This window comes from Acidobacteriota bacterium (assembly GCA_016195325.1).
Lineage (GTDB): Bacteria > Acidobacteriota > Polarisedimenticolia > JACPZX01 > JACPZX01 > JACPZX01.
Window position 1 is genome coordinate 1 of sequence record JACPZX010000043.1, and the last position, 12,286, is coordinate 12,286.

General features: G+C 67.2%; 14 protein-coding genes. All 14 read left to right on the plus strand.

Annotated elements, in window-relative coordinates:
- Nucleotides 1-1,507: membrane protein insertase YidC (yidC, locus tag HY049_09020; protein MBI3449041.1), on the plus strand; the 1,507-nt coding region annotated here is incomplete at its 5' end.
- A gap of 7 nt (nt 1,508-1,514) precedes the next feature.
- Nucleotides 1,515-1,982 (plus strand): hypothetical protein, encoded by a 468-nt coding sequence (locus HY049_09025; protein MBI3449042.1) that lies wholly within the window; start codon nt 1,515-1,517, stop codon nt 1,980-1,982.
- A gap of 21 nt (nt 1,983-2,003) precedes the next feature.
- Nucleotides 2,004-2,663, plus strand: a complete 660-nt coding sequence (locus HY049_09030; protein MBI3449043.1) for a class I SAM-dependent methyltransferase — start codon at nt 2,004-2,006, stop codon at nt 2,661-2,663.
- A 177-nt stretch (nt 2,664-2,840) separates the two neighbouring features.
- Nucleotides 2,841-3,599, plus strand: a complete 759-nt coding sequence (locus HY049_09035; GenBank protein MBI3449044.1) for a ParA family protein — start codon at nt 2,841-2,843, stop codon at nt 3,597-3,599.
- Nucleotides 3,596-4,456, plus strand: a complete 861-nt coding sequence (locus HY049_09040) for a ParB/RepB/Spo0J family partition protein (GenBank protein MBI3449045.1) — start codon at nt 3,596-3,598, stop codon at nt 4,454-4,456. The genes HY049_09035 and HY049_09040 overlap by 4 nt, the downstream gene beginning before the upstream one ends.
- A gap of 131 nt (nt 4,457-4,587) precedes the next feature.
- Entirely contained in the window at nt 4,588-4,971 is a 384-nt protein-coding gene (locus tag HY049_09045) for a polymer-forming cytoskeletal protein (GenBank protein ID MBI3449046.1), read from the plus strand.
- A gap of 178 nt (nt 4,972-5,149) precedes the next feature.
- Nucleotides 5,150-5,689, plus strand: coding sequence for an ATP synthase F1 subunit delta (gene atpH, locus HY049_09050; protein ID MBI3449047.1), 540 nt, complete (start codon nt 5,150-5,152; stop codon nt 5,687-5,689).
- Nucleotides 5,690-5,692: 3 nt separating this feature from the next.
- Nucleotides 5,693-7,213, plus strand: coding sequence for a F0F1 ATP synthase subunit alpha (locus tag HY049_09055; GenBank protein MBI3449048.1), 1,521 nt, complete (start codon nt 5,693-5,695; stop codon nt 7,211-7,213).
- Nucleotides 7,214-7,248: 35 nt separating this feature from the next.
- On the plus strand, nt 7,249-8,109 hold the full coding sequence (gene atpG, locus HY049_09060) for an ATP synthase F1 subunit gamma (GenBank protein MBI3449049.1): 861 nt from the start codon (nt 7,249-7,251) through the stop codon (nt 8,107-8,109).
- Nucleotides 8,110-8,132: 23 nt separating this feature from the next.
- Nucleotides 8,133-9,551: a F0F1 ATP synthase subunit beta gene (gene atpD / locus HY049_09065; GenBank protein ID MBI3449050.1), complete on the plus strand. Its 1,419-nt coding sequence runs from the start codon at nt 8,133-8,135 to the stop codon at nt 9,549-9,551.
- Nucleotides 9,548-9,961: a F0F1 ATP synthase subunit epsilon gene (locus HY049_09070; protein MBI3449051.1), complete on the plus strand. Its 414-nt coding sequence runs from the start codon at nt 9,548-9,550 to the stop codon at nt 9,959-9,961. Before atpD ends, HY049_09070 begins: the two co-directional genes overlap by 4 nt.
- Nucleotides 9,958-10,746 (plus strand): glycosyltransferase family 2 protein, encoded by a 789-nt coding sequence (locus HY049_09075; GenBank protein ID MBI3449052.1) that lies wholly within the window; start codon nt 9,958-9,960, stop codon nt 10,744-10,746. Before HY049_09070 ends, HY049_09075 begins: the two co-directional genes overlap by 4 nt.
- The gene (locus tag HY049_09080) at nt 10,721-11,467 is read left to right on the plus strand and encodes a hypothetical protein (protein MBI3449053.1); all 747 of its coding nucleotides are present in this window, start codon (nt 10,721-10,723) and stop codon (nt 11,465-11,467) included. The genes HY049_09075 and HY049_09080 overlap by 26 nt, the downstream gene beginning before the upstream one ends.
- Nucleotides 11,468-11,511: 44 nt before the next feature.
- Nucleotides 11,512-12,054 (plus strand): D-glycero-beta-D-manno-heptose 1-phosphate adenylyltransferase, encoded by a 543-nt coding sequence (rfaE2, locus tag HY049_09085; GenBank protein ID MBI3449054.1) that lies wholly within the window; start codon nt 11,512-11,514, stop codon nt 12,052-12,054.
- Nucleotides 12,055-12,286: the final 232 nt, after the last annotated feature.

A 12,286-nucleotide genomic window follows, 5' to 3' on the forward strand; every position in this document is an offset into this window, starting at 1 on the left:
CGAGGAGTTCATCGTCGAGACCGAGACGAGCTCGATCCGCTTCAGCAATGACGGCGGCCGAATCCTCTCGTGGCGCCTGCTGCGTTACCTCGACGACGTGAAGGCCCCTATCGGGATCGTCGATCGGGACGCCGCCACCCTCCCCGAGTTCCCGCTGCGGATCGTCGTCGCCGGCGACGACGCGATGACGCAGGTGCTCGACCGCGCCCTCTTCACGCACGAGGTCCGGACTCTCCGGGGATCCGAGGAATGGCCGGGGAAAGGATTCGCCGGGAAGGAAGTCGTCCTCGCGTGGGCCGACGGGAGAGGCCTGGTCGTGAGCAAGCGCCTCGCGATCCCTGCGAGCGGTTACGTGAACCAGGTCGACGTCACCGTGACGAAGGACGGGGGGCCCCTCACCGCCGATCTCACGTGGGCCCTCGGCCTCCCCGAGTCTCCCGAGGACAAGGCGAGCCGCTTCTTCCACACCCATGGGCAGGGGGTCATCCAGATCGGCCAGCAGACGCACCGGTACCCGCCGAAGCTGCAGACGGGGGCGACGTCCTTCGACGGGGCGGCCGGCGCCGGAGCCCTCATGTGGGGCGGGCTCGAGAGCACTTATTTCGCGTCGCTCGTCGTGCCGGCGACGCCCGAGACTGCGTCGCTCAGGCTCGAGCCCGTGAAGCTTCCCGCGACCGCCGCCACCCCCGCACCGGATCCGCTCCTCGCCGCGAAGATCGTCGTGAAGGGCGAGGCGAAGTTCATGACGGTCGTCGGGCCGAAGGACTACGACCTTCTCTCCGGGCTCGATCGCGAGCTCGACCACGCCATCGACTTCAGCCGCTTCTCCCTCATCTACACCGTGACGAAGGGGCTGTTCCTCTCGCTGCGCTGGCTCAACGGGTACATCGGCAACTATGGCGTGTCGATCGTGCTCCTGACGATCGTCATCCGGGCCGCCTTCTTCCCCATCACGTACCGCTCGGCGATCACGATGCGCCAGAACGCGAAGAAGATGGGGAAGATCCAGCCGCGCGTGAAGTCGATCCAGGATCGCTACCGCAAGATGAAGAAGTCGATGGAATCGCAGAGGCAGATGAACGACGAGATCATGGAGGTCTACAAGAAGGAAGGGCTGAACCCGATGGGAAGCCTCGGGGGGTGCCTCCCGCTGCTGCTCCAGATGCCCGTCTTCATCGCGTTCTACAACCTGCTCGCGGTCACCATCGAGCTGCGCGGCGCGCCGTTCCTCCTCTGGGTCCACGATCTCTCGAAGATGGACCCGTACTACGTCTCCCCCATCCTCATGGGGTGCTCCTGGATGGCGCAGCAGTACATGACGTCGAACACCATCCCCGATCCCATGCAGAGGCGCATGATGGCGATGATGCCGATCCTCTTCACCTTCATGATGGCGCGCATGCCGAGCGGCCTGGTCATCTACTGGCTCGTGAGCAATCTCATCGGGCTCGTCCAGCAGTACCTCATCAACAAGAAGGCCGACGCGATGACGGAGGCCCCGGCGTGAGGGTGCCATGAGCGAACAGGCGCGACTGGAGGAGATCCGAGCGTACGTCGTCCGGTTCATCGAGGCGGCCCGGATCGACGTCGTTCCCGTCGTTCGCTCGGGCGACGAAGGCATCCTGATCGATCTGAACGGCCCCGACGACGGTCTCCTTGTGGAGCGCAAGGGGGAGCTGCTCGAGTCGGTCCAGTTCCTCCTGGCCAAGGTGGTCCAGAAGCAGTTCGGCCCCGAGCTTCGGGTCCTGGTCGACTGCGCGAACTACCGGCTCGGCCGCGAGAAGGAGATCACCGAGATGGCGCGGCGGACGGCCGAGCGCGTGAAGCGCATCGGCGAATCGGCCGAGCTGAGCCCAATGAACCCGTACGAGCGCCGGATCGTGCACCTCGCGCTCAGCGAGGATCCCGGCGTCCAGACGGAAAGCAGCGGGGACGGCTTCATGAAGCGCGTCCGCATCTACCCCGCCAGCGCGTCAAAATAACGGTCGCGCGCAAGATAGTAAGTGAGCGCCCCTCCGACCCTCGATACGAAGAAGATCCTGCGGGTTCTCCAGTCGATCCTTCCCGATCTCGGCGGGACGCACCCGGCCGAAGCCGTCGAGGGGCTGGCGCTCCACCTCGCCATGACGATGAAGTGGTCGCGGGCGATCAGCCTGACGTCCATCCGATCGATCGACGAGGCTGTTCGCCGCCATGTCCGCGAATCACTGACCGCCGCGGAGAGAGTCGATCCCGCGGCCGGACCGCTTCTGGACGTGGGATCGGGGAACGGGTATCCGGGGCTCCCAATCAAGATTGTCCACCCCACGCTCAAGGCGACGTTCCTCGAGCCCCATCTCCGCAGAAGCGTGTTTCTGGAGCGGGTCATCGCAACACTGAAGCTCAGGGATGCGGTGGTTCGCCGGGAACGCATCGACAAGCCGGAAGACCTGCTCCGCCATGCGCCCATCGGAACCATCACGATGCGCGCCGTCAACGCGGCGGAGACGCTTCTCCGGGGAGCGGAGGCGAGCCTGGCGCCGGCGGGAGCCCTGATGATCTTCGCGGGCGCGGACGTCGCGGCAGAGCTCCGGAGGGGCCTCCCCCGGATGCTGGAGCTGAACGAAGAGGTGATGCTCCCCGACAGCCAGACGACGCGGCTGCTGGTTTTCCGGAGAGTCTGAAGGACGCCCCCCGATGTTTCACGTGAAACAATCGTGAACACCGCCACCCGCCGGCGGTCCTGTGGTAGTCTGGCGCGCCCGAACACGATCACACCATGCCGATGGCGAAGCGTGTCCGGGCGGAGACGATAGGTACCATTCCTTCGACGGGCTGCCACCTCGAGAGAGCCATTCCACGTGTCGAGAACGATTGCCATCGCGAACCAGAAGGGCGGCGTCGGAAAGACGACCACCGCGATCAACCTCGGAGCCGCACTCGCGGTGGCGGAACGGCGCGTCCTGGTCGTGGACGCCGATCCCCAGAGCAACACCACCAGGGGTCTCGGGGTCGGGCCGGATCCCGATCGACCCTCGACGTACGACACCCTCATGGACGGTGACACCCCGATCCAGGGAATCCTTCACACGGAGATCCCGCGCCTCGATCTCCTTCCCGCGGAGCGGGACCTCCTCGGCGCCGAGATCGAGCTCGTCCCCGCGACGGACCGCGAGCAGCGGCTCAGGCGAGCCCTCAACGGCGTCAAGGAGAACTACGACTTCATCCTGATCGATTGCCCGCCCTCGCTCGGCCTGCTCACGCTGAACGCTCTCGTCGCCGCGGACACCCTGCTCATTCCGGTGCAGTGCGAGTACCTTGCTCTCGAAGGGCTCAGCGAGGTCATGGCCACCCTCCAGCGGGTGTCGAGCGGCCTCAACCCATCGCTCACGCTGGAAGGGGTCGTCTTGACGATGTTCGACGATAGAACGAACTTATCACGACAAGTACAGGACGAGCTGCGCCAGCACCTGGGAACGCGCGTGCTCAAGACGGTCATCCCTCGAAACATTCGGTTGGGAGAGGCGCCCAGCTTCGGCAAGCCGATCATCACGTACGACATCCGTTCGAAGGGGGCCGAGGCGTACCTCAGCCTGGCCCGGGAGATCATCGAGAAATGATGAAGCGCAAAGCCCTCGGAAAAGGACTTGGATCCCTCATCCCCGAGATCCCCGCGGCCGTCGCACCGGAGGTGCTCCGATATCTCGATCCCGAGTCGATGACGCCCAACCGATTCCAGCCGCGCGAGACCTTCGACGAAGCCGATCTTCGATCGCTTACCGAGTCGATTCGGCGCGACGGGCTCCTCCAGCCGGTTGTCGCGAGACCGGCGGCCGGAGGCGGGTACGAGATCATCGCCGGAGAAAGACGATGGCGCGCGGCGCGCACCGCAGGGCTGAAGCGGATTCCCGTGATGATCCAGGAGATCGCCGACGACCGCGCCCTCGAGCTGGCGCTGGTCGAGAATCTGCAGCGCCGCGATCTCGACCCGCTCGAGGAGGCGAAGGCGTTCCGCGTCCTGTCGGAGAGGTTCGATCTCACCCAGGATCAGATTGCGGAGCGCGTCGGCAAGAGCCGATCCGCCGTCGCGAACACTCTTCGAATCCTCAAGCTGCCCGCGGAGGTCCAGGATCTCATCAGGTCTGGGAAACTGACTCGGGGACATGCGCGCGCGCTGCTCGCGCTCGACGACGAAGCGCAGATCCGGAGCCTCGCCGCGAGGCTCGTGGACGAGCAGATGAACGTCCGCACAGCGGAGGCGGAGACACGGACCGCGAGCGGACGCAAGCGCCCGGCACGGGAGCGACCGTCGCAGGACCCGAACGTCCGGGCTGCGGAGGAGAGGCTCCAGAGCCGCCTCGGCACGAAGGTCACCATCGACGTCGGCGCCGGCGGCCGAGGGAAGATCGAGATTCAGTTCGCCAGCGATGAGGAGCTGTCCCGGCTGTTCGATGGCCTGATGACAGCTCGGTTCTGACAATAAATATTCTTCCTCATGGGAGAACAATAACTCGAGTGGCCCGCACCACCGTCACCCCGGAAACGACATAGGAGACCACAGCTATGAAGTTCGGTAGCTCATCCGAAGCGCACCCCCGGACCGGAGACATGACGGGTTTCATCGGTGAAGGGGTCGAGATGGTGGGGGAGATTCAGTTCAAGGACACCTTCCGTATCGACGGCCATGTCCGCGCGCGGATCAGCAGCGAGGGGGAGCTGGTGGTCGGCCCTACGGGCGACGTCGAAGGGGAGATCACCGTCGCCAGCGCGGCAATCAGCGGCCGCATCCGGGGGACGATCCGCGTCAAGGAGCGTCTGGAGGTCCACGGAGGCGGGCGCGTGGAAGGGGAAGTGCTCCTCGGGCGACCCGGCCTCGTGGTCCACGACGGCGGGGTCGTCGAGGCGAGGGTGCAGATGGGGACGATCAAGGACGGGGAGACGGCCCCCGAAGGCGCCGAGAACCAGAAGAGGCAGGCCGCTCGCGCCGTTTGACCCTCAAAGACCCCTGTGTTAGCCTCCGCCGCTCCTCGGCGAGAGGAGACCACTCCAACACGACCTGAATCTGTCCGTCCGCGCGCGCTGACGACCGCACGATCGCGTCGCCGACGTCCCCGTTGCGCGTGGATCGTATCGGCGGAAGAGCTTCGGTCGAGAGGATCGGGGGAACGGGTTGCCCAGCCACGTCGCACGCCGGTACGCTCAGGCCCTGCTCGAGGCGCTCAAGACGCCCGAGGCGCTCGAGCACGCCGAGAGGGACCTCGCCGCGATGGGGGTCCTATTCGTGAAGCTCCCCGCGCTCGCCCGCGTCCTGGGCAACCCCGGCGTCGGCGTGGATCGCAAGAAGGGTCTCCTCGACGGCGCGCTTTCGGGGCTCGATTGCCTGACGGAGAGCCGACGCGTCGCATGGCTCCTCGTCGAGGCGCGGGCGATCGGCGAGCTGCCGGAAGTGGTCGCGGGCTTCAAGCAGCTCAAGGACCGGAAGCTGGGGATGACGCCCGCCAGCGTCACGACCCCGAGTCCCATCCCGGAGGCGGATCGCGGGCCCTGGGAACAGGCGCTCGCCCGCGCCGCCGGCACGCGCGTGCGCATCGACTTCAGAACGGACACCTCTCTCATCGGAGGGGCGGTCGCGACGGTGGGCTCCGTCTCCTACGACGGCAGCGTCCGCGGCTCGCTCGAGAGGATTCGGCAGACCCTCCACGGAGAATGACGCATGGCGCAGATCAAGGCTGACGAGATCGTCGAGTCCCTCAGGCGGCAGATCGAAGGGCTCGAGCGCGAGATCGACGTGCAGGAAATCGGCACGGTCCTCTCCGTGGGCGACGGCATCGCGCGCATCCACGGTCTCGAGAAGGCGATGGCCGGCGAGCTCCTGCAGCTTCCGCACGGAGTCCTCGGGCTGGCGCTCAACCTCGAGGAGGACAACGTCGGCGCCGTGCTTCTCGGAGAGTCCACGAAGATTCTAGAGGGAGACAGCGTCAAGCGCACCGGCCGCATCATGGAGGTGCCCGTCGGCGAGAAGCTGGTGGGCCGCGTCGTGAACCCCCTCGGCCAGCCCCAGGACGGGAAGGGGCCCATCGAGACGAAGGACCGCGCGTCGATCGAGCGCATCGCGCCCGGAGTCGTCGACCGCACCCCCGTGAAGGAGCCGCTGCAGACCGGCCTCAAGGCGATCGACGCCATGATCCCCATCGGTCGCGGCCAGCGCGAGCTGATCATCGGCGACCGCCAGACCGGCAAGACGGCCATCGCCATCGACGCCATCATCAACCAGCGGGACACGGGCGTCATCTGCATCTACGTGGCCATCGGCCAGAAGAAATCGACCGTCGCGCAGGTGGTCAAGACGCTCGAGGACTACGACGCGATGAAGCACACCATCGTCGTCATCGCCTCGGCCAGTGACCCGGCGCCGCTCCAGTATCTGGCCCCGTACGCCGGCTGCGCGATGGGGGAGTACTTCCGCGATCGCGGCGGCCACGCCCTCTGCATCTACGACGACCTTTCCAAGCACGCCGCGGCGTACCGCGAGATATCGCTCCTCCTCAGGAGGCCCCCCGGCCGCGAGGCGTTCCCGGGAGACGTCTTCTACCTCCACTCGCGCCTCCTCGAGCGCGCGGCAAAGCTCGACGCGAAGCTCGGCGGCGGAAGCCTCACGGCGCTTCCCATCATCGAGACGCAGGCGGGGGACATCTCGACGTACATCCCCACGAACGTCATCTCGATCACCGACGGGCAGATCTACCTCGAGAGCGACCTCTTCTTTTCCGGCGTGCGCCCCGCGGTGAACGTGGGCCTCTCGGTCAGCCGCGTCGGCGGGAGCGCGCAGATCAAGGCGATGAAGTCGATCGCCGGCACGCTCCGCCTCGACCTCGCGCAGTACCGCGAGATGGCGGCCTTCGCCCAGTTCGGCTCCGACCTCGACAAGGCGACGCAGGCGATGCTCGCGCGCGGCGAGCGGCTGGTCGAGATCCTGAAGCAGGGACAGTACGCCCCCGTTCCCGTCGAGAAGCAGATCTGCATCATCTTCGCCGCGACGAACAAGTACCTCGACGACCTGCCGGTGTCGAAGGCGCGCGCGTTCGAGGCGGGTTTCTACCGGTACCTCGACGGCCAGCACGCCGGCCTCCTCAAGGACATCCGCGAGAGAAAGACCCTCGACGACGCGATCAAGGCGAAGCTCCACGAGGCGCTCAAGGCCTTCAAAGAAGAGTTCGCGGCGGTCGCGGCCTAGGCCCGACCCGGGCCGAGCCAGGGAAGCTCCAGACGATGCCGAACCAGAGAGACATCCGGCGCCGCATCCGAAGCGTGCAGAGCACGCAGAAGGTGACGCGCGCCATGAAGCTCGAGGCCGCGGCTCGCCTCAGGAAGGCGCAGGAGCGGATGATGTCCGCGCGGCCGTACGCGACGCGGATGCTGCAGGTGCTGAACTCCCTCGCCACGCGCGCGAATCCCGAGGACCACCCGCTTCTCGAGACGCGGGGCACCGCGAGGATCGAGGCCGTGGTCATCACCGCCGATCGGGGCCTGTGCGGCGCCTTCAACACGAACATCATCAAGCGGGCGCAGCAGTTCCTGAGGGAACAGGAGGGGAAGGTCCTCACGCTCCACGTCGTGGGCCGCAAGGGGCGCGACTTCTTCCGCCGGCGCAACGCCCGCATCGTGCGCGAGCACCTCAACGTCTCGCGCAAGGTCGAGTACGCGCACGCGCAGCGTATCGGCGGAGATCTCGTCGAGCGGTACATCTCGAAGGAGCTCGACGCGGTGTACCTCATCTACAACGAGTTCAAGTCCGTCGTGCAGCAGCGCCTGATCGTCGAGCAGCTCCTCCCGATCCGCAAGCTCGAGACCGACGAGCCGCTGGCCACCCAGGACTACATCTACGAGCCGTCGTCGAGGGAGCTCCTCGACCGGCTGCTCCCCAAGCACGTCGAATACCAGGTGATGCGAGCGCTCCTCGAGTCGGCGGCGGCGGAGTACGGCGCACGGATGTCGGCGATGGACGCCGCGACGAAGAACGCCGGCGACATGATTCACAGCCTCACGCTCACGATGAACCGCGTGCGGCAGGCGTCGATCACGCGCGAGATCATCGAGGTGGTCAGCGGCGCGTCGTCGCTCAAGAACTAGTCAATCCAGGGACAGGAGAGAACATGGGTGCGGCAGGACGCGTCGTTCAGATCATCGGCCCCGTCATCGACATCGAGTTCCCCGGCGGCCACCTGCCGCAGATCCTCAACGCGGTCCGCATCGTCAGCGCGAAAGGGGAGAGCTCCGTCGACGTCGACGTGACCGCCGAGGTCCAGCAGCACCTCGGCGAAGGGCGCGTCCGCACCGTCGCCATGGAGCCGACCGACGGCATGATGCGCGGGATGAAGGCCGAGGACACGGGCGGCCCGATCACGATCCCCGTCGGCCCCGCCGCGCTCGGCCGCGTGATGAACGTCCTCGGGAAGCCCGTCGACAAGATGGGCCCCATCGAGAGCGAGCACCGCCTCCCCATCCACCGCGAGCCGCCCGCCTTCGAGGAGCAGAACACCAAGATCGAGATGTTCGAGACGGGCCTCAAGGTCATCGATCTCCTCCAGCCCTTCATGAAGGGGGGGAAGATCGGGCTGTTCGGCGGCGCCGGTGTCGGCAAAACGGTTCTCATCATGGAGCTGATCCACAACGTCGCGAAGAAGCACCACGGCGTCAGCGTCTTCGCGGGGGTCGGCGAGCGCACGCGCGAGGGGAACGACCTGTGGCTCGACTTCAAGGAGTCGGGGGTCATCAAGAACGCCGCGCTCATCTACGGCCAGATGACCGAGCCTCCCGGAGCGAGGCTGAGGGTCGGCCTGACGGGGCTCACCGTCGCCGAGTACTTCCGCGACTTCGAGAACCGCGACGTGCTCCTCTTCATCGACAACATCTTCCGGTTCACGCAGGCAGGCTCCGAGGTGTCGGCGCTCCTCGGGCGCATGCCCTCCGCCGTCGGCTACCAGCCGACGCTCGCGAGCGAGATGGGGGAGCTCCAGGAGCGCATCACCTCCACGCTGAAGGGATCGATCACGTCGGTGCAGGCCATCTACGTCCCCGCCGACGACTACACCGACCCCGCGCCGGCGACGACCTTCGCCCACCTCGACGCCAACACGAACCTGTCGCGGCAGATCTCCGAGCTGGGCATCTACCCGGCCGTCGATCCCCTCGCCTCGACGTCGCGCATCATGGACCCGCGCATCCTCGGCGAGGAGCACTACAACACCGCCCGCGACGTGCAGCAGGTCCTCCAGCGCTACAAGGACCTCCAGGACATCATCGCCATCCTCGGCATGGACGAGCTCTCCGAGGACGACAAGGTCATCGTGAACCGCGCGCGGAAGATTCAGCGCTTCCTCAGCCAGCCCTGCTTCGTGGCCGAGCAGTTCACCGGCGTCCCGGGCAAGTACGTCGAGCTGAAGGACACCATCCGCGCCTTCCGCGAGGTCGTCGACGGCAAGCACGACGACATCCCCGAGCAGGCCTTCTACATGGTCGGCGGCATCGAAGACGTCCTCGCGCGCGCCGAAGAGATGAAGAAAGCGGCATGAGCACGCCCGCAGGGAAGATCCACTTCACCGTCGTCACTCCCGATCGCAAGCTCATCGAGGAGAACGTCGACGAGCTCGTGCTTCCGGGGAGCGAGGGATACCTCGGCGTCCTCCCGGGCCACGCGCCCCTGCTCACCTCCCTCAAGGTCGGCGAGCTCACGTACCGGACCGGCGCGAAGACCCTCTCGTGCTTCATCGCGTGGGGGTTCGCCGAGGTTCTCCCCGATCGCGTGAGCGTCCTCGCCGACGTCGGCGAGCGCCCCGAGGACGTGGACGTCGAGCGGGCCCGCGCCGCCCGCGGGCGCGCGGAGCAGCGCCTCAAGGGGGCCGCCGCCGGCCTCGACTTCGAGCGCGCCAAGGTGGCGCTCGAGAAAGCGCTCATCCGCATGCAGGTCGCGGCGAAGAAGTGAGCCCCGAGGCGAAGGGGCCTCCCGCCCCGGCGCTCAGCCTCGTCATCCCGGCCTACAACGAGGAGGTCCGGCTCTCCGGCTCCCTCGACGCCGTCGCGCGCTTCGCGTCGTCGTACCCCGCCGGCTGCGAGGTGATCCTCGTGGACGACGGGAGCTCCGATCGCACCGCCGAGATCGCCCGCGGGTTCGCGGCGAAGCATCGACTCTCCCGGGTCCTCGTCAACGAGCGAAACCGCGGTAAGGGCTATTCGATCCGCCGGGGGGTCCTCGACGCGACGGGGGACACCATCCTGATCAGCGACGCCGATCTGTCGACCCCCCTCACCGAGGCGGCAAAGCTTCTCGAGCGCCTGAAGGCGATGGGGGAGGGGATCGCGATCGGCTCCCGTGGGTTGGCGGGGTCGAACGTCGAGATCCGTCAGAACGCGCTCCGCGAGCTGATGGGGCGCACCTTCAACCTGGTCGTGCGGTCGATGACGGGGCTGCCCTTTCGCGACACTCAGTGTGGCTTCAAAGCGATGTCGCGGCGCATCGCCGAGCCCATCTTCCGGCGCGCCCGCGTGGACCGCTTCTCGTGGGACGTCGAAATACTGTATGTCGCCAGAAAGCGCGGCGTGAAGATCGAGGAGATCCCGGTGACGTGGCGGAACGCGCCGGGCTCGAAGGTGGGGATCCTCAGCGCGCCGATCGAGATGCTGCGCGACGTGATCCGCATCCGCCGCTGGTACCGGCAGGGGGTGTACGACCCCCCCGAGGGGAGTGGGAGCTCTGGAAGCCTGGGATGAGCCGGCGGTCGGCCCTGGGCGCTTCATGGGCCGGGTGCAGTCCGTCGCGGCGCTCGCGCGCCTGCTGCGGAAGGGCGCGAGCGTGATGGTCCTCGGCGGGGCGAAGATTGGGAAAACGTCGCTGGTGAGGCAGGTCGCTCTGGAGCTGGGGGAGGATTCCCCGACTCTCTTCGTGGACGACGCGGACTCGCTCGCCGCACCGGAGGGGCCTGCGACGATTTGCCTGACCACGTCCACGCCCTGGCGCCTCCCCCCGGAGCTCGCCGTGAAGCTCAAACCCTTTCCGATGGCCGTCTGGGATCGCCGATTGACCGGAGCCCTGATCGCGCGGTTCGCTCCCGATGCACCGACGGCCACCGTCTCGCGCATCGTCTCTCTCGCGGGCGGCCATCCGTTTCTTCTCAAGGGGCTTCTCTCGCAAGGGGCGGACATCGATGCCGCACTCGAGGCGTGCCGCCCGAGGTTCGAGGCCGCCTTCGCCGCGTGGTTGGAGGAGATGTCGCCGGACGCGCGGTCGCTTGTGGATCTCCTCGTCGAGCGCGCGGGATACGTCGCCTTCGACGACGCCCGAAGGCGACTCGACCGGCCGCACCTCAAGCTCGAGGCCGATCGGCTCTGCTGGCTCGGCGTGATCGAGAGGAGACTCCGGGGTGACATGGCCGTGGCGACGCTGCGCGCGGGGTGCGGTCTCTTCAACGACTGGTACCGCGCGCGACGGTGAGTCCAGGATTCAGACGCGTGGTAGCCTGACCCCATTGAGGAGGCATGCCGGTGCCGGAGTCGCGACGCAGTAATAAGGTGGGCCGAAAAGGCGAAGCCCGGGCGAAACTCGTCCCCCGCGGGCAGCTCGCCTCCCTGGGTGCGAGGCTGCGCCGGCAGGGGAGGCGCGTCGTCTTCACGAACGGTGTCTTCGACCTCCTGCACCCCGGCCACGTCGCCCTCCTCGAGGCCGCGCGCCGCCTCGGCGACCTCCTCGTCGTCGGCATCAACAGCGACGCCTCGGTGCGGCGGCTGTCGAAGGGTCCCGGCCGCCCGATCGTGAAGGTAGCCGACCGCGCGATCGTCATGGCTGCGCTCAGGTGCGTGGATCACGTGACGATCTTCGGTGAGGACACTCCCCTCGAGACGATCCGCCTCCTCAAGCCTCACGTCCTCGTGAAGGGATCCGACTGGGGGGAGGACGCCATCGTCGGAAGCGACGAGGTCCGCTTGTGGGGCGGGCGGGTCGTGCGCGTGAAGTTGAAGAGCGGCTACTCGACGACGAGGATCGTGGAGAGGATCCGGAGGGGGGGCCGCGCAAGGGGCTGATTGTCAATCCGATTGCCAAGTAGCCCCACCCCCGTCTAACCTGTCCGCCACATGCCACCGGCCCTCGGCCGGCGGTTGATCGCGCCGCTGGCAACTCCGTCGTTCACGGCCCGCCTCGAGGCCCTCAAGGAAGAGAGGGGGAGGGGAAGATCCGTCTCGGTCACGGGCCTCCCGAACCCGGCGAAGGCCCTGCACCTTCTCGGCGTGCATCACGCGCTGGGGGTTCCCTGCG